Source organism: Actinoplanes sp. CA-252034 (assembly GCF_050956125.1).
GTDB lineage: Bacteria > Actinomycetota > Actinomycetes > Mycobacteriales > Micromonosporaceae > Actinoplanes.
In genome coordinates this window covers 190,001-212,198 of the sequence record NZ_CP191846.1, presented here as the reverse complement: position 1 = coordinate 212,198, position 22,198 = coordinate 190,001, and the positions used below count along the sequence as shown (strand labels likewise).

The following is a 22,198-nucleotide window of genomic DNA, read 5'->3' as shown; positions in this document are numbered from 1 at the left end:
GACCGCGTCTCGACCGGCCTGTGCCGACCATGAGCGGAAAGCAGAGCACGCCGCCGGGGCCGGGCCGGATTGCACGTGCCGCGAACGGTGTGGGGTTGATACCGGCCACCGCCCTTGGCGAGCGCGACCGGTTGGCGCCGGACCTACGCGGCGCCTTGACCACTGACGAGCCGCGTGCGCCCAGGGTCCCGGGTCACTCGGCCGGCGCCCCGGTCCACGCAGAGTTCGCCGGTCTCGTGCTCGACCCAGTAGGTCTGCCGGGCGGTGATGAAGGTCGGCTCGCGCAGTTGGAGGCAGTAGTCGACCCGGCCCGACCCGCAGAAGTCAATCAGCTGGCACCCGGCACAACTAACGGTCATAGCCGCACGCGTCGTGCAGCCAGTAGTCCAAGTAGCGGTCCACAGTTCCCCGGGCCGAAAGGTCGAGGGCCAACCACTCGTACGCCGCTCGCACCATCTCCGCCCTGGCGAGATCCTGCTCGGCTGGCTTGCGCTCCACCCAGTCGGTCAAGGAGCCCCAGAGCGCCTGCACGTCACCGGCCAGTTTCCCAGGATGGCTCATCGCACCGCCCCAGAGCTGCAAGCCGACCTCGTAGGGATTTTCGGCAGTGACGAGCCGGCTGGCGAGTCCGGTGATCTCGCTCAGATGGGCGAGTTCCGCCTCATCCCAGGAAGTAGTCACTGCCCCTCCAGGAGTGCCGCTGCTGTACGGCCGCGGGAAGAGATCAGGCCAGCCCCGGCGAACCGGTGCTGGCCTGCTGTTTCAGTGGGCCGCCAGGGACTCGAACCCTGAACCTATGGATTAAAAGTCCACAGCTCTGCCATTGAGCTAGCAGCCCGCAGCAGACAGACTACCGGCGTACTACCTTGAAGCCCACCGGGATACCCCGAAGCACGTGTTACTGCAGCTCACAGGTGATTATCGGCGGTACCGGGCAGGTGCCGAGCCCGGTTTGGCCTACGCGCGGACGACCAGGCACGGGGCGGAGACGGCGACCGCGGAGTGAGTTCCCCCCGTTTCGACGGAGCGGTGAGCGCGTGTGGTGGCAGTTTGTTCAGCTGCCGAGAGGTGGTCATCGCTCGGGGAGAACCTCACGAAGGTGCACCGCCGCCCGGCACCCGAATAGTAGGCGTCAGATGGGCGGGGGATCCGACTGACGCGGCATGGGGGCATGGAGACCTGGAGCGGCCTCCGACCGCCAGAAACGCGTGTCATCGGCGGCAGATGGCCAGCCCAGGCTGGTGTGCCTCGCCCCGCTGACACACCGCCTGGGCTGAGCTGCACTATCTGCGGTACCAGGTGCGGGTGCTGGTGTAGGCGATGTTGCCGAGCTTGTCGTACGCGCGAATCCGTACCGTCATGGTCTTCTTCTGCTTTTTGGTGTTGACGCTCAGCACGTAGCCGGCGGTCGTGTCCGTCGCTGCTACCTTGCCGTTCACGATCAGCTCGATCCGCGCGATGCCGGAGCCGTCGGAGGCCTTCACCGCGACCTTGACGGTTCCCTTGACCTTCGCCTTGTTGCCCGGCGCCGCGGTGATCGAGAGCGAGGGGGCCTTGTTGTCAGCGATCACGGTCCGGGTGTAGCTGCGGGTGTTGCCGAGCTTGTCGGTCAGCTTCCAGACGAGCTTGACGGTGCCGTTGCTGCGGCCGGTCGCGACCTTCTTCGTGTACCCGGCGCCCAAGTACTTCCCGTTCGCCCACAGCTCGGCCTTGGCCACGCCGGAGGCGTCGCTCACAGCGGTGAGCGAGGTGGTGAAGGTGCCACGGACGTGGGTGTTCTGCTTCGGGTTCACGGTCGCGGTCGGGCCGTCGTTGTCGACCACCACGGTCTGGGTGAATCGGCTGTGGTAGCCGTCCTTGCCGGTGGCTTCGACCACGAGCCGGCCGCCGCTCGGTGCAACGGTCGCGGACCAGTCGTTGCCCGCCTGCTGCATCGCCACGCCGTTGACCTCGGCGGAGGCGACGTCGGCCGCACCGCGGAAGACGACCTTGACAGAGCCCCTGATACGCGCGCCGGCCGCCGGAGACACGATGCTGCCCGCTGGACCGGCCGTACCGACCCGGACCGTCGTGGTCGTACTGCTGCTCGGCCACCAGCCGATCGCGCCTGCCGGGTACGACACACGGTAGGCAGTCGTCACGGTGGGTTGCACCGTGAGTCTCCACGCCCCCGCCGCATCCGCCGTGAGCGCGGAGACCCGCGTCCAGGTGCCCGCCGTGGAGGCCTTCTGCTCCAGAAAGAGCCGGCCGAGAGTGGGCGGACCTGTGACCGTGCCGGTCAGCGTGACCGGGCCGCCAGGGTCGACGGTCGCCGACGACGGCGACAGCGTCAGCTGGGCCGGTTTCATCGTTAGGATCTTTTCGGCGCTGTCGATCGCGGTGCCGCGGGCACGAACACCGATCTCGTACGCCTGCGCCGGGTCGAGACCGGTCAGGGCGACCGATCGGGTTGTCGCCGGCACCACCTGCTCCGAGCCGGGCGTGACCTTGATGACATAGCCGTTGACCTGGGGACTTCCGGAAGCCGGTTCGATCCACGTCACGGTCGCGGTGCCGCCGACCTCGCCGGAGTACACATACGCGACCGGCGTCGCGGGTGCCAGCGGCGGTCCGACGGTGTACGGCAGAGCGAAGGTCGCCGTCTCACCGTCGGGATCGGTCGCGGTGAACCGGATCGTCCCGGTGCCCGCGGTGCTCGGCGTGCCCGCCACGGTCACCTTGGTCATCCATTCGAGATCGGGGTCGACGGTGGCGGTAGCGGTCAGGCCGTCAGGGAGCCCGGTGGTCTCCACCGTCACCGTCGTGGTCTGGCCGAGAATGCGAAAATCGGGGTAGTCCTCGAAGTGCACCCGGAACGAGGTCGCGACGCCGACGTTGAAGGTCTGCGAGGTGGGCAGCAACCCTGCCACGGTCGGCGGTCCGGTGACGTACCAGAGGGCCGCCGCATCGGTCCGGTTGCCGTCCGGATCGGTTGCGTGGATTCGTACCGACGACACGCCCTTGGCCGTCGGCGTGCCGCTGATCAGACCCTCCGCCGAGAGCGTCAGGCCGGGCGGCAGGTCCTCCGCCGACCAGAGGATGGCCTGTCCTTGCCGGTCGTGACCGGTCAGCTGATGCTGGACCGGGGTGCCGAGGTGCGCCGGCGCGAACCGGACCGGGTCGATCACGGGTGCGGTGTCCGACGGGGGCACGGTGGCCGAACCGTCCACCCCGACCGCGAGCCACGCGGCCTGCACCGCGGACCGCTCGGCGCTGTCCGAGCCGTACAGGTCGGCCGCCGCCTGCAGCGTTGCGTGCCGCGCCCCGACGAAGTCGGTGTTCGACACCATGTAGGTGGTCAGGGCGCGGTACCAGATGGCGCCGGCCGCGTCGTTGCCGATGCCGGTCACCGGGGCCGCACCGCCGCACGGGCTGCTGCTGCCCCACCGTGTCGCGCCGCTGCCCACGGCTAGGTTGTAGAAGAACTTGTTGGCCACACCGGACGAGCGGTGCACGTCGAGATCCTTGATCGAGGGACTCCAGCACGACACCGACTTGCGGTCGCGGGTCGGCTCGTCCATCCAGCGCAGCGGTTGCGGAGCGCTCTTCTCACTGATGAGGTAGTCGGGCTCGTCGGCCGGGTTGTTCGCCGCGAACTCGACGAGTGTGCCGAAGATGTCGCTGGTGGCCTCGTTGAGCGCCCCCGACTCGCCCGCATAGACGAGGTCGGCGGTGCGGAAGGTGAGCCCATGCGTCACCTCGTGTGCGACGTCGTCGAGTGCTGTATAGGGCTTGCGGCGGGCGTCGCCGTCGCCGAACTTCATGCAGAGGCAGGTGTCGTTCCACGATGCGTTGGCCCAGTCGACGTCGTGGTGGACGTACGCCGTGACGCCCTTGCCGTCGCCGTTGATGCCCGCGCGGCCGAAGGTGTCGTTGAAGTAGTCCCACGTCCGGGCCATGCCGTAGTGCACGTCGACACCCGCGGTCGCCCGGTCGGCGGTCGTGCCGTCGCCCCACACGTCGTCGGCGTCGATGAACGCCCGGGAGTTGGCCGGCGTCGACCCGGAGGGGCTGTTCAGCGCGTCCCGGGTCGTGTTGCCACCCCGGTCCGGGTCGATCAGCGTGAAGACGCCCTCCGCGGTACGTGTGGTGGACAGCTTGACCTCACCGTTGTGCAACCCGTGCCCGGTCGCGGTGTCGGCGTGCTTGGTCAGGTCGTACGTGCGCCGGGTACGGCCGGTGGTGGCGTCCACGATCACGACGAGGTGGTCCGCGATCGTCACCTGCCATGCCAGCGCCGGCTCGCCCTGATGGGCGTCGACGACCAATTGCGCCTCCGCCGACCCGGGCGTCTGCTTCCCAGCCGTGGCGATCGCGTCGTGCTTCGTCACCGCGGGCGTGCGGGACACGTCGACGGCGGCGTCCTGAGCCATGGTGGCGCCGGCGAACCTGCCCGCGTCGGTGGTGTGAACCACGAAGTCACCGCCGAGCACGCGAAGGCCGTTCCAGGTGCGGTCGAAGCGCACATGCCGGGCCCCGCTGCTGTCGATGACGACGTCGTCAGCCTCGTATTCCTCCCCCGCGACGGCGTGCACGGCCTTCCTGTTGGCCCGGACCATCTCGCGTGCGGCCTCGACGACTGCGGGCTTCGCGGCCGGCGCGACGGACCGGCCGACCAGGACGGGCCGAGGGGAGCGCTGGGCATCACGACCCTGGTCTTGCCGACCCGCCGACGACGGCGTGGGCGACTCGGGCGCCGGATCGGCCGCGACCGTTGCGGAGGCGCCGGCCGAGGGCGACACCGCGGCATGGGCTCCCGCCCCGATCAGAGCTGCCGCGGCAACCATCGCGATGAACTTACGGGCATGGCTTCGCCTGACCGTCACTACTCTTGCCCCCGTAAAAATCGATGAAGGCGAATAGTAGCTACTTAGGTCGAGGGTGCGGTGCGTGACGTAGTCGATCTCACGCACCCCGCAGTTGAGAGGGCGCTGTTGCGTTGTTCGATCGGGAGACGCGTTCGCCCTGGCGAGACGGCGGGAGCCAGATCGCGGTGACGAGTTCGGTGAACGCGGCGGCCAGGCGGAGCCGGAGTGGCGTCTCGGTCGCGAACTCGTAGTGTCCGCGGCGCAGGTTCTGACAGAGCTCCCAAGCGCCCGTCATGACCTCAACACGCCGACGATGACGACTGCCACTCTCGATGACCTCGGCGGGACGCGCGATCGTTGCCATCCTGGTGGCCGTAGGACGTGTACGGGATGTCCGGCGATAACACCTCCCAGGTTCACACTGACTTCCATCTATGCCTGGTGCTGTCTGTTCAGGACCGGACCCTCGATGGGAGCACTCCATGCGCCGCACCCCCCACCTGCTCGCCGCCGCCATCACCGCTGGAGCCCTCACCGCCGGCATGATCGCGGGCCCGGCCGCCCCCACCCCGCCCGGCATCCCGAGCAAGGCGACCGCGCAGAGCCAGCTGAACGCGCGGCACACCGCCACGTTCGAGGAGTTCGTCGGTGTGGGGCTGATCAGCGGCGGCAACACCGAGAACGGACTGCACATGAACTTCACGCAGATCCAGAACTTCTCGTCGACGTTCGGCGTCAACGTGGTGACCGGTCGGCCCTGCTCTGCTGACCGGCGGGGCCGGGCCGCGGAGGCCCGACCCCTTCACCCGCCGTGCACGAGCGTCCTGCCGTTCAGCGGCTCCGGCAGATCGACGCCGACGATGGCGTTGCGCCTCCCGCCGCTAGGGCAGGCGCTGCGCGCGGTGCCCCAGACCGTGACGGTGACCGTCTCCGACGTGGACGTCACCTCGGCGCCGGTGGGTGTGCGGCAGTCGGCGCCGGGCACGACGACGAGCAGTTGCCGTCCCGGAGGCTCGCTGCCTTCGAGCTGCCACGGCAGGGCCACCGCGCCCGCGTGATCGAGAGCACGAACTCAGCAGCACGAAAGTCTGATCAGCTGAGGTTCCCGATGAAGGGAGGCTGCTCGTAGTCCCGTGACGACATCGCCTGCTGTTCCCATCGCCGCATCGCGGCGACCATGTCGCTGCTGACACTGGAGTCCATCACCTTCAACACGGCGACAAGGCGATCCGAGGGCAGCCAGCGCAGGATGTAGCGCAGGACCCCCACCTGCCGGTCTTGGAACAACGCCTCCAACATCCGGGCCAGCCTCACGTCGTCGAGCGCCTCGAGCACCTCACGACCCTGAGCCTCAGGCAGCAGCGTCAGCCTTTTCGCCGCGGTCGCCGGCGCCACCATCTTCAGCTGTGCCACCAACTCCCCCACATTGTGCGCGTTTGGACGGCCTCGAAGAACCGCCGCGATCCGCCCCCACAGGAACCAGAGAAAGGCGATGACGATCAGCGCCAGCGCCAGGACGAACCCGCCATCACTGAACCAGTCGACCTCCTCCCACGACAACGGCGGCGAAAAGCCGCTGCCATCGGGGCCTGAATCACCCGCCGCCTCGAAGGCACGCGCGCCGCGCAGCCACACCCACGGCACGACGGTCGACGCGAGAACAGCAACCAACACCAGCAGCCAGGTCAAACCCCGATAGGAAGTGCACTCCACGCGCAGCTTTCGCACGCCTCGGTCGCGATGGGCCGAGACCGCGCCAACCGAGATCTCCATCTGCGCTGCCGTCTCCTCCCGCGAGCCGCCACGCAGGTGCAACAACTCGACAGCACGGCGCTGCCGGCCGCTTAGCCGATCCAACGCCGCGTACAGCCCGCGCGCCACGATCCTGTCGTAGGCGCCGAACTCGGCGGGCCGGGCCGCGCGCTCCGTCGCCATCGACATCGACGACGTCAGACCCACGCCAGCCTCGTCAGCGTCGGCGGGCAGCTCCGCACCGGTGAAGCGCTGTCCCTCGCGGACGGCCCGCTGCACGAAACGGCGGGCCACCGTGAACATGTACCGCTCAGGCCTCTGGATCTCCTGCCAGCGGGCAAATACCTCGGCGAGCGTGTGCTGCACGACGTCCTCTGCCTGCAACCGGCCGGACGGCACCCGACCGCGGGCAAGCTGGCTCTGCGCAAAGCGCGTCAACGCCTCCAGGTGCAGATCGACGAACTCGGCCCACGGGCCCGGCGGATCAACGGCCATCACGACGCTCCCCGCAGCCCGCCGACGGCATCCGCACGTACCAAACCGTCCCATCCGGCAGCTGGCCACCGGCCTCGCCGCCAGCAGGAAGCTGCCGCACCGCCAAGGTCAGCGCGGCATACGGATCCCTCGGCGCACGCCGCGGCCGGCCCACCACCAACGGCAGCCAGACACCCAGCCGAACCGCCCACTCCACCAGCATCAACCACTGAAGCTCATCCATGTTCACTCCACAGGGTGACCAGTGCCGGCCCATGCACCGACGTCCTCACCTGCTATGGGCACCGACCTCGCAAATCCGTTACGACCCCGTCGGAAGTTTTCTGCACCATCCCGGGACGGAGGCCAGCCCGGCCCTCGGCGCTTCGACGAAGAGCGTCCGCACACCGTCATGCTGTTGCGTTGTGCGATCGGGAGACGCGTTCGGCCTGGTCCGAGGCGAGGTCAGATCGCTGGGGCGAGTTCTGTGAACGCGGCCGCCAGGCGCCGCAGGGTTAGCGTAAGCAGGACTATCCCCCGTCGAAGGCCCTCGACGACCCGTCCTCCGGGAAACTGCTGAGCGCCGCCCAGACCGATTCCTCGTATGCTTCACCTGTCGTCGTCGAGGTTTTGCTGCGCACCGGCCTCGTGGGTTTGCCGCCCTGCAAGCCAATGCGATCGTGCTCATCGGCGCCGCCCACGTCGCTGAAGGCAACCGGCTGCTATTGCCTGATTCCTCAGCGTCGGCATTGGCGGGCCGAGCGACGGTGGGTGACAGACCGAGGCAGGCGGGCTCTGTTGCATTGTTCGGTCGGGAGACGCGTTCGGTATGGCCCGGCCGCCGGGTCAGATCGCTTTGGCAAGTTCGGCGAACGCGGCGCCGAGCCGAAGCCGGGTTGGCGTCTCGGTAGCGATCTCGAAATGCCCGCGGCGAAGATTCTGGACGAAGGCGTGGCCGGCGATCACGGTCTGAGCAGTGCGGTCGGTTCGTAACCCGCGCATCGGCCGGAGTCGCTGTTTGAGCCGACTGTGATCGGCCTCGACTGGGTTGTTCGCATACCGTTCGACGTGATGCCAGGCCGTCGGGATCAGGTCGGCGAGCACGGCCGAGTATATGGCTGCGGCGTCGGTCACGACTTGGACTGGCACCGTCTTCAACGCTTTCAGGGCGCGGGTGAAGAACCTGCGGGCAGCGGCAGCGTCCCGCCGAGCTGACACCAGTACGTCGATGACCTGGCCGTACTGGTCGATCGCCCTGTACACGTACCGCCAAACGCCGTTGACCTTCACATATGTCTCATCTACGAACCAGCGGTCACCCGGAGCATGCCGGGCGAACCGAGCCGCGTCAGCCAGCAGCGGCGTGAACCGCTGCACCCACCGATACACGGTGACGTGATCGGCTTCGACACCACGCTCGGCGAGCAACTCCTCGACGTCGCGATAGGACAGGCTGTAGCGCAGGTACCAGCGCACCGCCACCACGATCACCTCCGGCGGAAACCGGAAACCGGTGAACGCCGACGACGGAGCAGACCACGAACGCGACCGGACTGAGGACCTCACCGATCAACGGTGCCTGAACGCCTGGCGAGGCGACACCACAAATCCCGATCGCTCAACGCAACAGCGCCATGTCAACTGCTTCCGATGGATGTCCAACCCGCCTACGATCGACATTCGGGACCTCCTCAAGCTCCGTGACCGTCGATGTCCAACACAGGGAGACCTGCGTCTGAGGCGAGGAGGCCTCCACTTTCCTCGGGCGTCAATTCCCCTGAAGAGTGAAACCTCGACTCACCCCACCGACCGCAACAGCCGATGCATGTCATCTCTACTGCCGCCGAGCGGATGGAAGCGCGAGCGCGCGTTGAACGCCGGCCCGACCGTGCAACGCTGCAAACGAGTTCGCCTGGCAGGAAACCCAGCGCTGGCGGGGGATGCCGAATTCTGAAGTCACGAGTTGTCGAAGCGGTAGGCGAACGCCCGGCCTGTGCAGCTCGTGCAGACGAAGAAGTACATGCCGCCGACGTCGCCGATGATCAACCCGGTGGGGTTCTGTTCCGGCGCGGAATACCAGGCAGCACCGCTGGGAACGGGCGGGACGGGCCGGGCCTCCAGCGGGACCCATCGCTTACCGTCGGCGTCGTAGTCGGCGCCGAGTGCGCGGGCCAGCGCGCGCACCTGATATTTCTCCTGATCGGTGAACGGAGACGACGAGGTCCGGCCCGCACCGGTCAGCAGGACCTTTTCGCCGGTCGCAGTGGAAACGAGGCGACGAACACGGAGATCGCTGCAGCGTAGAGGTTGGGAGCGTGGCCGGTTCCGGAAGGTCTGTCCGGTCGGACATTGACTTCCACTGTCAAGAGCGAGCCTATCGGTACCTCTTCCTTACTGCCTCGTCCTACGGAGCTCAAACCAGGCTGCCAATACGAGGCGTGCTGCGATTCCGACATCTACCTTTTGCGAATCACCTGCCGCGACGGCGGACCGGTTGCTGCTGCGGAAATGTCAGGTGGCATCCGCATGGCGACGCCCGTCGAAAGAAGGCATTTATGAAGCGTCGGCCGGAGCTCTAGCCGGCGCAGATCCCACCCGGAGTGTTGATGCAGGTATCCAACCGGCCCTATCGGCGGCTCGGTCAGTTCTCCGCGGTTCTGGCGGCCGCAGTCACAGCCCTCGTCGCTATTGGCGGACCGGCTCAGGCGGATGACGACTTCGTCTACTCGCCGCCCGATGGCGGGGGGCACAACTACTGCTACGGCAGCAGTCTTCCCAGCGTCTTTCAGACGCATATCAGCGAATCGATGTACACCTTGATCGGCTCCACTGAGGTTCCCTCCGCCGCTCGGGGAACGTGTAACACTACGGCCGCTTCGGGGCAGACGGACGTCCAGTGGGAGGGAACCGGCGATCTCGGCTCGACCACTTTCGGCCGGGCTCAATGTGCAAAGTGGTACAACTCCAAATGCGACCGATACGTGGTCAACCTCAACAAGGGCGCGATGGACACCTACGCCACGAACGATGCCAATCAATACCGCAAGACGGCCTGCCACGAGCTCGGGCATACTGCTGGCGGCTCGCACTACGCCGCATTCAACGGACCCGTCGAATCTACATCGGCCGTTTCTCCCGACTGCCTGGTGAGCGGCATTCAGGACTCCGGAAACACCGCTTCCAAGACCTACAACTCGCACCACCGTACCTCCCATTTCAACAAATTCTTTTAGGGTGAACTGCGTGCCGAAGTCTCTCAGGATTCTTGCCATTGCTGTCTTTGCCGGGTTGTCCACCACGGCCTGCACATCCTCAACGACTGACACCGCGGCTACCGCGCCGGAAGGAACTGCGGTCGCCACGCCGGCCGGAACGGTCGACACCTCCGTGTTCCGAGGGATCGACTACGACTACATGGTGTTCGAGACCCCGGAGGACCTGGCAAAGGCAAAGGGCATCACGTCGGTGCTGACTGCCGAGGTCAAGGGTTTCTCGCAGGGCCGCGTGGTCTCCAGCACCGGTCTCGAGGAGAAACGAGTGGTCATGAAGGTCTCCTTGAACGAGATCCTCAAGGGACCGCGCGACGGCGGCACCTTCGCCTACGTGGAACTCCCCCAGCCCACCTGCGCCGGCGACATCCCCTGCGCCACGGTCACGGACTTCACCAAGGCAATCCCAGCCGGCACCAAGGTCCTGGTGTTCGGTGAGGACGCACCCGAGATCGCACCCCCCAGCGCACGCCTCACCAACAACAACGCAGGACGGCCAGCAGGCACCCGCCTCATCCAGCCCAATCCCCAGGGCCTGCTCTTCGAGAGCGCGACGCCGACCGGGCCGGCCGTTGTCGGGGCCTACGAACAAGTCGAGAACATGCCCGAAGCCTGGCGCAAGAACCCCTCCGCCGGAATCGACGGCCTGAAGGCAAGACTCAAGACCGCCAAGATCGGCAACTGATCCCGATTCCCCACAGGCTCTCTGCACGACCGGCGGCCCTTCATCACCATGAGGGGCCGCCGAACCACGTGACATGCGCAGGCCCGATGTCTCCAGGCCGGGCCGCGTGAACCGATTCGGCCCCGGGTGGCGAGACATCAGCACACCGTTCGCGACTGGAGGATCAAGCATGGCTGCTACGAAGCGGCGCCGCCCATGGCGCTGAACATGGATCAGCGCTTGTCCGACGCAGCCGTGATCGAGGCGTCGCACCGTGACCCGGAGGAGTTCGGTCTCGTCTACGACCGGTACGCGCCGATGCTGTACCGGTTCGCGTTCCGGCGTCTCGGCGCCGAGGCCGCGGAGGACGTGGTGGCGGAGACCTTCATCGCCGCGTTCCGGCGCCGGGCCAGTTACGACCTCAGCCGTGCCGACGCCCGGCCCTGGTTGTTCGGGATTCTGGTCAAGGAGATCAGCCGGCACCACCGGGTCGAGACCACGTGGTTGCGCCTGGCCGCCTCCGCGCCTGCCCCGCAGATTGACGAAGGATTGGCCGATCGGGTGGCGGAGGCGGTCAGCGCCGCCGCCACCAGCGGCGTACTGGCGGCCGCCCTGGCCGGCCTCAAAGCCCGTGACCGCGACGTGCTGCTGCTGATCGCGTGGGGCGACCTCAGCTACGAGGAGACCGCGACCGCCCTGGGCATCGCGATCGGGACGGTACGGTCCAGGCTGAACCGCGCTCGTCGCCAGATTCGCACGGTGTTGGGAAATGCCGACCCGGCCCGCACGATGGAGGAATCATGATCGACGACCAGCGCCTGTTGAACCGCCTCGGCGCCCACCTGGACGCCCCTGACGGACCTCCCGCGACACTGCGTGACCGAGTCATGGCCGAACTGGCGAGTGAAAGCAGGTCACCACGACAGGCCGTCCGGCGACGGTGGTCGTTGCAGTGGCCGCAGAAGCCGGGACGCTCGTCTCAGACCAGATGGCTGCTGCCGGCGACAGCGGCGGCCGTCGTTGCGGCCGCCCTCGTGTCGGCAGCCGGGGGCTTGTTGCCCGACGGCGGGACGCCGCTCAGTCGGTCACCCGGCTCCGCACCCACATCCGCCGCCGCCATGGCACGGAAGGTCGACACCTCCGTTTTCCAGAGCGGTAGTTCCGATTTCATGGTATTCGAGAGCCCGGCGGACCTGGCAAAGGCGGAGGGAATCACCTCCGTATTCGCCGGTGAGGTCAAGGGCTTCTCGCAGGGCCGTGTGGTCTCCAGCCCCGGCCTCGAGGAGAAACACGTGGTCATGCAGGTCTCCCTGAGCGAGACCTACGAGAGCCCCCGCGACGGTGACGCCTTCGCCTACGTGGAACTCCCCCAGCCCACCTGCGCCGGCGACATCCCCTGCGCCACGGTCGCGGACTTCACCAAGGCAATCCCAGCCGGCACGAAGGTCCTGGTGTTCGGTGAGGACGCCGCCGAGGTGGCACCCCCTGGCGGATGGCTCACCAACAACAACGCTGGACGGCCAGCAGGCACCCGCCTCATCCGACCGAACCCCCAGGGCCTGCTCTTCGAAAGCGCGACGGCGACAGGGGCGACTGTTGTCGGGGCCTACGAACAAGTCGAGAACATGCCCGAGGGCTGGCGCAGAAACCCGTCGGCCGGAATCGCGGGCCTGCGAGCACAACTCAAGGCCGCCGGGATCGGCAATTGACCGAACCTGCTGACGAGATCGGCTTCGCTACCGTACGGGCTGCGCCACTGGCTCGGTCGGATCCAGGCCGTTCAGGCGTCACGGCACAGCGAGCTACCCGAATGGTTGGACGTCCTCGGCGGCTCCCAGACCGTCGTACATGCCGCGGCGGCCGAGGTTCACGCCATGGTCCAGGACATTCGAGCGGTGCTGAGCCGTTACGACGACAGATTGGGTGATCGGCACGCCGCCCAGATGGACACCGCATGATCGAAATGTTGGTGTTCACGCAGCCGTACGAGCCCGTGACCAAAGGGACAGTTGATCTCGAACGATAACGTTTCGACATGCGCATACCCGCGTTGCCGCTGCCGTTTGTGCTGGCGACGCCAGAAAAGTTGGCGCAGCGTGCCGTCGGTGACCGCTTGCCAGACACGCTGAAGGCGCCCATCACCATGACCTTCCCCGGGTTCCGCGGAGTCGGCATGCGTGATCTTCTATGCTCGGTCGCTCCTGGAGGAGATCCGTGCCGAGAAGCTGTCGACCCGAGTTCCGTCGTAAGATCCTCGACCTGCTGAAAGCCGGCAGGACCGTCACCCAGCTCGCCAACGACTTGCAGATCAGCGGTCAGACGATCTACGTCTGGCGGCGGCAGGAGGCGATCGACAACGGCGAACTGCCCGGTGTGACGTCGACCGAGCTGGCCGAGCTGAGCAAGGCCCTTCGGCGGATCGCTGAGCTCGAAGGTGAACTGGCGATCCATCGCCGTGCCGCCGAACTGCTGAAGGAGGCGGTGCCCCCAAAAGCTCGGTACGCGGCCATCACCACCCTGGCCGCTGAAGGGTTCTCCGTTGATCTGTGCTGGACGTGTCGGTGTCCGGCTATTACGCCTGGCGCAGCCGTCCACCATCAGCCCGCTCGCTTCGCCATGCCTGGCTCACCGAGCAGATCCGCGCAGTCCATGCGGCTTCGCGCGGTACCTACGGCGCAGGCAGGGTCCACGCCGAACTCCGACTCGGCCACGGCATCATCGTCGGACACAACGCGGTCGAGATGCTGATGCGCCATGCCGGGATCAAGGGCCTGCCAACGCTGCGGATGCCGAATACCTCATCCGTCCCGGTCACGGCCCATCAGTCGAGTCATACCGGCCGATCCTCGACGTCGATGACTCTGGCGGCGAGCGTGGGGGCGAGCGCCACCATCCGGTGGATCGTCGGTTCGTCGGCGTTGCGTACCTCGATCACGTCCCGGTCGTGGAAGAACGGTATCGGCCGGCCGGACGGATGGCCGGTCCAGCACGCGACCGGCGGGCAGGTGATCCAGCGGGTGCCGGAGGGCAGCGTCGCCTCGATCCGCGTCATCATCGCGAAGTCCGGCTGCTCCGCAACCACCTCAGCCCACTCCTCGGCCAGGATCGGCGGCTGCGCGTTACTGCCGCTCCACGACGTGCCCCGGGTGAGGAAGCGCTGGTCCCACTCGTCGGCCTCCGGCTCGCGTTCCCAGTGGGAGACCCGCTCGCCGTCCCATTCGTACACCTCGCCGTCGTCACCGAGCACCCACGCGTCCAGTCGCGTGGCCCAATCCGTCATCCGGCGGACCAACTCCGATCCTGGATTCTTGGTCTCGAGCTGGCCGCGGCGGAGCCACAGCCCGCCCTCGCTCTCCGAGGCGGCGCAGTTCCATAAGAGGTAACAGGAGTCCGGCCGGGGCGGCTCGTCGGGCAGGATGCTCAGCTCGGGCTCGTCGCGTACCAACGCGTCAACCTCGGCACCCAGGATTGGGTAACGCTCGCTGTCGAACCAATTGAGTGCCCGGGTGATGTGCAGGTCATACCCCATACGGGTGATCATGGCAGTCCCTACATCTCACCGGGAACACGACGCCACTAGCGAAACCACCAACGACGGGCATCGGCATCCGCGGGCCGACGGGATACCGCCAGGTGACCGGCGGATCAGCAGCCACAAGTACCGCTTCCGCACCCCCCGTGGTGCCAACTGCGGCGCCCCGGCGAGTGCTACGTCGGCGGTGCATCCACCACATGCCCAGCACTGCGGCCGCCAAGACCGCGGCGAGGGCGAGCAGGGTATGTTCGAGCAGCGCCGCACCGGCCCCGGTGAGCACTCCGGCCGTGATGAGTAGCGGGAGCGCGCAGCAGACGGCGCAGGCCAGGGCCGCATGTGTGCCGGTGACCTTGGCTCCTCGACAAGGCATCTGGTCGAACTAGAGGACATGATGTCAAGGCGCCCCGACACGACGAGGACACCACCGCGGGATGCGGCCGGCTACGCCGAGGCGTGCGCAGCCGGCCGCATCCCCCTAGTGCCGCCCAAACCCCCGCCTCTCCTGGTCACGCCCACCGCGCGCGCCGCGTTCCGCACCTTGCTCGCCACGACCGCCATCGCTGGCCTGACAGCGATCCTGCTCGCCAAGACCCTCGACAGCGCTGGAGCCCCCGGAGTCGCGGTCATGGCCGCGGTCACCCTGGGCGCCGCCCTCATGCTCCTGCTGATTCGTCGGCAGCTCGCCCGTGTCGGTGACCGGTTGATCGCCGAGTTCCGGCACGGGTACGCCACGCTGGACTGGTCCTCGGGTGGATTCTGGTTCGGCGAGGGCCACACCGGCATCACCGGCGAAGTGCGGTCGCCGTGGAATCTCCGAGGCCTCTGGCTGCTCGACGCCTCGACCGGGGCCGTGCGTCGCGCTCCGATCCCCGTCGGCGATCCACCCGGCATGTATCCGTCCCCGCACATTCCGGGACGGTGGGAACTATGGACGGGCATGGAGTGGATCGGCCACTTCGAGAACGCCGACAGTAACGTCATCGACCAGGGCTAGCTAGCTAGCTAGCCCTGGTCGATCAGCTCAGTCGATGTCGCGGGACAGCACCTCGTAGGCGGACTGCGGCAGCTCCGGCGCGTCCTTCGGAGCGGTGGGAGCGGCCGTCTCGCCGTACCCCGAGATCTTGATGACCAGCGGCGGCTCCGCTTCGTGGCCCTCGGCGGGCTCGGACACCAGCTGGCTCGGCATCGTCACGGTGAACTCGGTCAGCCGCTCCTGCCCGTCCAGCACCGCCTGGTACGACATGGTCCTCGCCGCCGGGCCGTACAGGTAGGTGGGCTCGCTGAACAGCAGGTTCGCGTCCGGGTCGACCTTGGTGGCGTCGAGCGTCCCGGTGATCGTGTCGCCGGACCGCGCCGCCGTCGTCACCGCCGTGAGCAGCGCGCCCACCTTCGGCAGGTCGTGTTCCCCGGCCTTCGGCAGCGGCGTCATGGCGTCCAGGCCGCTCTGCTCGTCGATCGCCGCCGCCGCCGTCAACTTCTTCTCGTCGGCGCGCACCCACCGCTTGCCGTCCAGCAGCGCGTTCATCTTCTCGAAGTCCTTGAGCTGGGCCGCCGTGGCGCCGTGCTGCTTGTACAACGTCATGTACTGGTCGCGCAGCTCCGCGTTGCCGTACAGGAAGTAGCGCAGGTAGACGGCGTCGCCGACACGCATCACCTCCTTGGCGTCATCGGCCGGTGCGGTCTCGGCGGGGCTGGTGCCGGCTTTCGCGCAGCCGCCCACACCGAGTACCGCGGCGAGGGCGACGGCGAGCGTTCTCGTGGCTGTCACCGCCCCAACATAAAGACCTTGATCAACCGCCTGCCGGGGCCCACCTTGGCCGGGTGCCCGGGCATCGGTGTCCGGGTCTGCAGCCCCGCACACCGGCACCGCCCTCATCCGGCGGCTGTTCGTCGGTACCGACAAGGTCCGGATCATCCGATGAGTGAGGTGTTAGCGTCACTCATGGGCACCCCAGCCTCTGGCGGCAGACGACCGCGGCTGCCCCTGCCGGTTCGCGTGACCATCGCCGGTGCACTGATGGCTGTGGGCGCCGTCGGAGGCTTTGCCTGTGGCTTCATGGCCTTGGTCCAATACGGCGGCGGACGATTCGCTGAGGACCCCTGGCAGTTGTGGTTCGCGCTGTACAGCATCGGTGCCCTCGCCTGCCTGGCCGGGCCGGTCACCGCCTGGTGGTTTCTACTACCCCGCGCCCGATGGTGGGGAATTGCTGCCATGGCAGCGGCCACGGTGATATGGATCCGGCTAACACTGCAATTCGACTGACCGTCAGTTCGCAGATCCCGTCCAGGTCGAGAGACCTACGAGCACCACAGATAGCGGCGGTGTGCCGGCAGTAGTACTGCCGGCGCACCGCCGTCTGCATGGGTATCGCCGCTCCGGACGGCGCGCCAATCTGCGAGCGATATCGGCTCCGGAGCAAGAAGGCGCGGCTTGGCGAAACCGACGAGCGGAGACAGCGACGTTAGTGTCGAAGTCCCACTCGAACTTGCCCTATCCGGATCTCAACCGCCGAGCAAGACAGGAGCAGCCGGGGTACACAGTGGATGCAAGGCAGGCGCAAACATCCAGGTCAACGGGGAGGTCAGGGAGTCAGCGAAGCTAATCTGGGGTTAAAAGTCCACAGCTCTGCCATTGAGCTAGCAGCCCGCAGCAGACAGACTGCCGGCGTACGACCTTGAAGCCCACCGGGATACCCCGAAGCACGTGTTTCCGCATTTCAGAGGCCATTCTCGGGTGTTCCGACGTGCGCGGGGCCTCGTTGCCGCCTCGGGCTCCGGCAACCGGACCGGGCCCACGGGCGAGCGACCTCGGAGCCGCAATCCGACCTGGCGTGGGTCGCCTCGAGGACTTTCGTCAGGTTGATCTGTGGCATCGATCAAGTATCGCCCTGATCTCACAGGGAAATGCGCTCTGTCGAGCACAGCATCACGGGAAGCAGCACCGCGAACCAACGTGGCCCACTGGCGGGCTCTCGCTCCGGAATCGAGCCCTTGCGGTGACAAGTGTCACTACCTGTGCGGATAGAACCAGGGAGAAATCGCCGCGCTGACTCCAACGGCCTGTCCCTGATCGGCGGACCACCGCCTGCGTGACCGCGCCTACCAGGGTCACGATCGGGGCGATCATCGGTCGCATCTCTTGTTACCTTCCCTCGGCTACTGTTCAATCCGTCATCAGGTGCGATGCGAAGAGCGACGACTTCGCTCGGGAATCACGGTCACGGATAGGTAACGGGGGATTCGGTGTTCAACAATCAGCCACCCCCTGGTCAGGTGGATCGGGAATCGTCACCGGTCATGCAACGGACCACCGGCATTGCCGCGCTCGTCGCCCTGACCACTCTGGCCGCCGGTTTCCCGGCGTATGCGGCGGAGCGCCCGCCCCGGGAGATCACCGCTACCGTCGAGACCCCGAGCCTCTTCGACGACGAGGCCGGCGGTGACGCGGACGCCGACGACCCCGCGATCTGGATCAACCCGGCTGACAAGGGCCGCAGTCTGGTCATCGGCACCGCCAAGAACGGCGGCCTGCGCGTCTACGACCTCAAAGGCCGCGAGATCCAGTCGATCGCCACACCCGACGGCGGCCGTTTCAACAACGTCGACATCCTGAGCGGCTTCAAGCTCGGCCGGAAGAGGATCGACGTCGCCGTCGTCACCGACCGCGGCCTCGACAAGCTGCGCATCTACAAGATCGAGGCGAACGGCCTCACCGACATCACTTCGGCCGATGTCCCGCTGCTCTTCTCCAAGGACGAGGCCGAGGTCGAAGAGCAGGCGACCGGCTACGGCGTCGCCGTCTACGACCGTTACGCGGTGGTGAGCCGCCGGCACAGCACGCGGCTGGGCATTTTCCGACTCGAGGAGAAGAACGGAAAGGTCACCTACCGCACCACCGACACCCTGGACCTGCCGCGCGAGTTCCGCCTGCCGAACGGCGAGCGCTGGACCCCGTGCCTGGAGCCCGGCGAGGACCCGCAGGTCGAGGGCATGGTCATCGACGCGGAGGCGGGCGTGCTCTACGCCGCCCAGGAGGACGTCGCCCTCTGGCGCATCAACCTGACCGGCGGCACGTTCAGCAGCATCCCGCGGGTGGTCGAGCGGGTCCGCGAGTTCGGCCAGCCGGCCACCTACGACCCGGAGACGGAGGAGTGCACCGTCGAGTATGTGAACGGCTTCGGCGGCCGCATCACCGCCGACGTCGAAGGCGCCGCCATCTACCCCACCGGCAAGCGCAGCGGCTACCTGATCGTTTCCAGTCAAGGTGACAGCCGCTTCTTCGTCTACGACCGCCGTACCAACAAGCCGCTGACCATCTTCTCGGTCACCGACGGTCGCAACGTCGACGGCGTCCAGCACTCCGACGGCGCCGCCGTCACCGCGGTCGCCCTCCCGGGCTACCCGAGGGGCCTCCTGGTCCTCCACGACGGCGAGAACACTCCGGCGGACGGCCGCACCAGCACGAACTTCAAGTTCGTCGACTGGCGCTCGCTGGGCCTGCCTTCCTGACGCAGAGACAACCAGGCCGGGCTTCTCTCCGCGGAGAGGCCCGGCCTTTTCAAAACCCAGATTCGGTACGTGCCACAACTCCCACAACCGCACCACCGAGCTCCCGGCTGCGCCGCGACGGCACCCAGCCCGCTCCGCGTCCAGCGAGGTAACCCGTCCGCCGGCATTCGGCCTGGCACGGCTCCGGATTGCCCCGGGAAAGCAGAAAGGCCCACCCGTTACCCGGGTGGGCCTTTCCATACGTTGAGTCCGGCGGCGTCCTACTCTCCCACACCCTCCCGAGTGCAGTACCATCGGCGCTGAAGGGCTTAGCTACCGGGTTCGGAATGTAACCGGGCGTTTCCCCTCCGCTATGACCACCGAAACACCTTTCAGCAACAGCGAAGAACCAGCAACTCTCCGGAGCCGGCCATTCCTGGCCGACCAACCGTCAAGGTGGTTGTTCGTTTGCTGTGAATCACACAGTGGACGCAAGCGCAATGTATAGGGTGGTTAAGCCCTCGGCCTATTAGTACCGGTCAACTCAACACGTTACCGTGCTTACATCTCCGGCCTATCAACCCAGTAGTCTAGCTGGGAGCCTTACCCACTCAAGGTGGTGGGATACCTCATCTCGAAGCAGGCTTCCCGCTTAGATGCTTTCAGCGGTTATCCCTTCCGAACGTAGCCAACCAGCCATGCTCCTGGCGGAACAACTGGCACACCAGAGGTTCGTCCGTCCCGGTCCTCTCGTACTAGGGACAGCCCTTCTCAAGTATCCAACGCGCACGGCGGATAGGGACCGAACTGTCTCACGACGTTCTAAACCCAGCTCGCGTACCGCTTTAATGGGCGAACAGCCCAACCCTTGGGACCTGCTACAGCCCCAGGATGCGACGAGCCGACATCGAGGTGCCAAACCATCCCGTCGATATGGACTCTTGGGGAAGATCAGCCTGTTATCCCCGGGGTACCTTTTATCCGTTGAGCGACACCGCTTCCACACGCAAGTGCCGGATCACTAGTCCCGACTTTCGTCCCTGCTCGACCCGTCAGTCTCACAGTCAAGCTCCCTTGTGCACTTACACTCAACACCTGATTGCCAACCAGGCTGAGGGAACCTTTGGGCGCCTCCGTTACCCTTTAGGAGGCAACCGCCCCAGTTAAACTACCCACCAGACACTGTCCCTCGACCCGATCAGGGCCGCAAGTTAGATACCCAAACCCAACAGAGTGGTATTTCAACAATGCCTCCACCCGAACTGGCGTCCGAGCTTCACCGGCTCCCACCTATCCTACACAATTAAATTCGGATACCAATGTCAAGCTATAGTAAAGGTCCCGGGGTCTTTCCGTCCTGCCGCGCGTAACGAGCATCTTTACTCGTACTGCAATTTCGCCGGGCCTGTGGTTGAGACAGTGGGGAAGTCGTTACGCCATTCGTGCAGGTCGGAACTTACCCGACAAGGAATTTCGCTACCTTAGGATGGTTATAGTTACCACCGCCGTTTACTGGCGCTTAAGTTCTCCGCTTCGCCCCGAAGAGCTAACAGGTCCCCTTAACGTTCCAGCACCGGGCAGGCGTCAGTCCATATACATCGTCTTACGACTTGGCATGGACCTGTGTTTTTAGTAAACAGTCGCTTCCCCCTGCTCTCTGCGGCCATACCACGCTCCACCCGCAAGGGGCTTCACGCGTCCGGCCCCCTTCTCCCTAAGTTACGGGGGCAATTTGCCGAGTTCCTTAACCACAGTTCACCCGTCGCCTTGGTATTCTCTACCTGACCACCTGTGTCGGTTTAGGGTACGGGCCGCTCAGAACATCGCTAGAGGCTTTTCTCGGCAGCATAGGATCAATGACTTCACCAGAACGGCTCGGCATCACGTCTCAGACTATATGCACCGCGGATTTGCCTACGGTACGTCCTACACGCTTACCCCGGCACAACCACCGGCCGGGATCATCTACCTTCCTGCGTCACCCCATCGCTAAACTACTACCCGTCAAGGTCCTAGTCTCCCGCATCGCCGGCCGAAGCCATTGAATTGTTCAAGTAGTTAGTACAACGAAGTTCGTCTTGGGCGCTCTTTTGCGGGTACGGGAATATCAACCCGTTATCCATCGACTACGCCTCTCGGCCTCGCCTTAGGCCCCGACTCACCCAGGGCGGATTAGCCTGGCCCTGGAACCCTTGGTCATCCGGCGGAAGGGGTTCTCACCCTTCATTCGCTACTCATGCCTGCATTCTCACTCGTATGGCGTCCACGGCTGGATCACTCCGCCGCTTCACCCGCCATACGACGCTCCCCTACCCATCCACACACCTGCACCCCAGAAACAAGTCCTGGAGCGGGGTAAAGTGTGAATGCCACAGCTTCGGCGGTGTGCTTGAGCCCCGCTACATTGTCGGCGCGGAACCACTTGACCAGTGAGCTATTACGCACTCTTTAAAGGGTGGCTGCTTCTAAGCCAACCTCCTGGTTGTCCATGCGATCCCACATCCTTTTCCACTTAGCACACGCTTAGGGGCCTTAGCTGGCGATCTGGGCTGTTTCCCTCTCGACTACGAAGCTTATCCCCCGCAGTCTCACTGCCGCGCTCTCACTTACCGGCATTCGGAGTTTGGCTGATTTCAGTAAGCTTGTGGGCCCCCTAGACCATCCAGTGCTCTACCTCCGGCAAGAAACACGCGACGCTGCACCTAAATGCATTTCGGGGAGAACCAGCTATCACGGAGTTTGATTGGCCTTTCACCCCTAACCACAGGTCATCCCCCAACTTTTCAACGTTGGTGGGTTCGGTCCTCCACGCAGTCTTACCCACGCTTCAACCTGCCCATGGCTAGATCACTCCGCTTCGGGTCTAGAACATGCGACTAAAAGCGCCCTATTCAGACTCGCTTTCGCTACGGCTACCCCACACGGGTTAACCTCGCCACATGCCACTAACTCGCAGGCTCATTCTTCAAAAGGCACGCCATCACCCCTAAAGGCTCTGACGGATTGTAGGCGAACGGTTTCAGGTACTATTTCACTCCCCTCCCGGGGTACTTTTCACCATTCCCTCACGGTACTTGTCCGCTATCGGTCACCAGGAAGTATTCAGCCTTACCAGGTGGTCCTGGCAGATTCACAGCAGATTCTAGGAGTCCGCTGCTACTCGGGTGTT

The 22,198-nt window shown here is 65.8% G+C and carries 18 protein-coding genes, 1 tRNA gene and 2 rRNA genes (1 of these 21 only partly in view); 10 read left to right on the top strand and 11 right to left on the bottom strand.

All coding sequences use genetic code 11. The features are described 5' to 3' along the window. Positions 1-348: 348 nt before the first annotated feature. The 4 genes from ACQPZW_RS00985 to ACQPZW_RS00970 all read right to left on the bottom strand — a co-directional run bounded on the left by ACQPZW_RS00985 (position 349) and on the right by ACQPZW_RS00970 (position 5,211). On the bottom strand, positions 349-681 hold the full coding sequence (locus ACQPZW_RS00985; RefSeq protein ID WP_433792972.1) for a hypothetical protein: 333 nt from the start codon (positions 679-681) through the stop codon (positions 349-351). 85 nt (positions 682-766) lie between these two features. Beyond that, positions 767-838, bottom strand: a tRNA-Lys gene (locus ACQPZW_RS00980). 445 nt (positions 839-1,283) lie between these two features. After that, positions 1,284-4,952 (bottom strand): M4 family metallopeptidase, encoded by a 3,669-nt coding sequence (locus ACQPZW_RS00975; protein ID WP_433792971.1) that lies wholly within the window; start codon positions 4,950-4,952, stop codon positions 1,284-1,286. After that, positions 4,945-5,211, bottom strand: a complete 267-nt coding sequence (locus ACQPZW_RS00970; RefSeq protein ID WP_433792970.1) for a hypothetical protein — start codon at positions 5,209-5,211, stop codon at positions 4,945-4,947. The genes ACQPZW_RS00975 and ACQPZW_RS00970 overlap by 8 nt, the downstream gene beginning before the upstream one ends. 118 nt (positions 5,212-5,329) lie before the next feature. Here ACQPZW_RS00970 and ACQPZW_RS00965 point away from each other — a divergent pair, with 118 nt between their 5' ends. Then, on the top strand, positions 5,330-5,905 hold the full coding sequence (locus ACQPZW_RS00965; protein WP_433792969.1) for a hypothetical protein: 576 nt from the start codon (positions 5,330-5,332) through the stop codon (positions 5,903-5,905). 34 nt (positions 5,906-5,939) lie between these two features. Here ACQPZW_RS00965 and ACQPZW_RS00960 read toward each other — a convergent pair whose 3' ends face one another. The 4 genes from ACQPZW_RS00960 to ACQPZW_RS00945 all read right to left on the bottom strand — a co-directional run bounded on the left by ACQPZW_RS00960 (position 5,940) and on the right by ACQPZW_RS00945 (position 9,257). After that, entirely contained in the window at positions 5,940-7,094 is a 1,155-nt protein-coding gene (locus ACQPZW_RS00960) for a sigma-70 family RNA polymerase sigma factor (RefSeq protein WP_433792968.1), read from the bottom strand. Next, positions 7,084-7,317 (bottom strand): hypothetical protein, encoded by a 234-nt coding sequence (locus tag ACQPZW_RS00955; RefSeq protein WP_433792967.1) that lies wholly within the window; start codon positions 7,315-7,317, stop codon positions 7,084-7,086. The genes ACQPZW_RS00960 and ACQPZW_RS00955 overlap by 11 nt, the downstream gene beginning before the upstream one ends. 602 nt (positions 7,318-7,919) lie before the next feature. Further along, the gene (locus tag ACQPZW_RS00950) at positions 7,920-8,639 is read right to left on the bottom strand and encodes an IS6 family transposase (protein WP_433792966.1); all 720 of its coding nucleotides are present in this window, start codon (positions 8,637-8,639) and stop codon (positions 7,920-7,922) included. Positions 8,640-9,029: 390 nt separating this feature from the next. Then, positions 9,030-9,257, bottom strand: a complete 228-nt coding sequence (locus tag ACQPZW_RS00945) for a hypothetical protein (RefSeq protein ID WP_433792965.1) — start codon at positions 9,255-9,257, stop codon at positions 9,030-9,032. 422 nt (positions 9,258-9,679) lie between these two features. Here ACQPZW_RS00945 and ACQPZW_RS00940 point away from each other — a divergent pair, with 422 nt between their 5' ends. The 7 genes from ACQPZW_RS00940 to ACQPZW_RS00910 all read left to right on the top strand — a co-directional run bounded on the left by ACQPZW_RS00940 (position 9,680) and on the right by ACQPZW_RS00910 (position 15,535). Beyond that, positions 9,680-10,306, top strand: coding sequence for a hypothetical protein (locus ACQPZW_RS00940; RefSeq protein WP_433792964.1), 627 nt, complete (start codon positions 9,680-9,682; stop codon positions 10,304-10,306). 10 nt (positions 10,307-10,316) lie between these two features. After that, complete coding sequence (locus ACQPZW_RS00935; RefSeq protein WP_433792963.1) at positions 10,317-11,027, top strand: hypothetical protein; 711 nt, start codon at positions 10,317-10,319, stop codon at positions 11,025-11,027. A gap of 219 nt (positions 11,028-11,246) precedes the next feature. After that, positions 11,247-11,810 carry an RNA polymerase sigma factor gene (locus ACQPZW_RS00930; RefSeq protein WP_433792962.1) on the top strand — a complete coding sequence of 188 codons (564 nt, stop codon included), beginning with the start codon at positions 11,247-11,249 and terminating at the stop codon, positions 11,808-11,810. Beyond that, positions 11,807-12,715 (top strand): hypothetical protein, encoded by a 909-nt coding sequence (locus ACQPZW_RS00925; RefSeq protein ID WP_433792961.1) that lies wholly within the window; start codon positions 11,807-11,809, stop codon positions 12,713-12,715. The genes ACQPZW_RS00930 and ACQPZW_RS00925 overlap by 4 nt, the downstream gene beginning before the upstream one ends. A 505-nt stretch (positions 12,716-13,220) precedes the next feature. Continuing rightward, complete coding sequence (locus ACQPZW_RS00920) at positions 13,221-13,754, top strand: transposase (protein WP_433792960.1); 534 nt, start codon at positions 13,221-13,223, stop codon at positions 13,752-13,754. Beyond that, positions 13,643-14,389 (top strand): transposase, encoded by a 747-nt coding sequence (locus tag ACQPZW_RS00915; RefSeq protein ID WP_433797365.1) that lies wholly within the window; start codon positions 13,643-13,645, stop codon positions 14,387-14,389. Before ACQPZW_RS00920 ends, ACQPZW_RS00915 begins: the two co-directional genes overlap by 112 nt. Positions 14,390-14,929: 540 nt before the next feature. After that, positions 14,930-15,535 (top strand): hypothetical protein, encoded by a 606-nt coding sequence (locus tag ACQPZW_RS00910; RefSeq protein WP_433792959.1) that lies wholly within the window; start codon positions 14,930-14,932, stop codon positions 15,533-15,535. A 27-nt stretch (positions 15,536-15,562) separates the two neighbouring features. Here the strand turns inward: ACQPZW_RS00910 and ACQPZW_RS00905 are convergent, their stop codons facing one another. Beyond that, a complete protein-coding gene (locus ACQPZW_RS00905; protein WP_433792958.1) occupies positions 15,563-16,309 on the bottom strand; it encodes a hypothetical protein in 747 nt (248 codons plus the stop codon). A gap of 228 nt (positions 16,310-16,537) precedes the next feature. On the opposite strand from ACQPZW_RS00905, the gene ACQPZW_RS00900 reads away from it, so the two are divergent. Together ACQPZW_RS00900 and ACQPZW_RS00895 are read left to right on the top strand one after the other, a co-directional pair. Continuing rightward, positions 16,538-16,804 (top strand): hypothetical protein, encoded by a 267-nt coding sequence (locus tag ACQPZW_RS00900; RefSeq protein ID WP_433792957.1) that lies wholly within the window; start codon positions 16,538-16,540, stop codon positions 16,802-16,804. Positions 16,805-17,838: 1,034 nt separating this feature from the next. Then, positions 17,839-19,050, top strand: a complete 1,212-nt coding sequence (locus ACQPZW_RS00895; RefSeq protein ID WP_433792956.1) for a phytase — start codon at positions 17,839-17,841, stop codon at positions 19,048-19,050. A gap of 247 nt (positions 19,051-19,297) precedes the next feature. Here ACQPZW_RS00895 and rrf read toward each other — a convergent pair. Beyond that, positions 19,298-19,414 (bottom strand): 5S ribosomal RNA (gene rrf, locus ACQPZW_RS00890). Between the two features lie 124 nt (positions 19,415-19,538). Beyond that, positions 19,539-22,198, bottom strand: a 23S ribosomal RNA gene (locus tag ACQPZW_RS00885); it runs 449 nt beyond the window's last position.

Excerpts from the sequence above, each read along its gene's own strand:
- ACQPZW_RS00940 (WP_433792964.1), top strand. The coding sequence starts at position 9,680 with ATGCAGGTATCCAACCGGCCCTATCGGCGGCTCGGTCAGTTCTCCGCG.
- ACQPZW_RS00925 (WP_433792961.1), top strand. The coding sequence starts at position 11,807 with ATGATCGACGACCAGCGCCTGTTGAACCGCCTCGGCGCCCACCTGGAC.
- ACQPZW_RS00955 (WP_433792967.1), bottom strand. The coding sequence starts at position 7,317 with ATGGATGAGCTTCAGTGGTTGATGCTGGTGGAGTGGGCGGTTCGGCTG.
- ACQPZW_RS00910 (WP_433792959.1), top strand. The coding sequence starts at position 14,930 with ATGATGTCAAGGCGCCCCGACACGACGAGGACACCACCGCGGGATGCG.
- ACQPZW_RS00970 (WP_433792970.1), bottom strand. The coding sequence starts at position 5,211 with ATGGCAACGATCGCGCGTCCCGCCGAGGTCATCGAGAGTGGCAGTCGT.
- ACQPZW_RS00895 (WP_433792956.1), top strand. The coding sequence starts at position 17,839 with ATGCAACGGACCACCGGCATTGCCGCGCTCGTCGCCCTGACCACTCTG.
- ACQPZW_RS00965 (WP_433792969.1), top strand. The coding sequence starts at position 5,330 with ATGCGCCGCACCCCCCACCTGCTCGCCGCCGCCATCACCGCTGGAGCC.
- ACQPZW_RS00960 (WP_433792968.1), bottom strand. The coding sequence starts at position 7,094 with ATGGCCGTTGATCCGCCGGGCCCGTGGGCCGAGTTCGTCGATCTGCAC.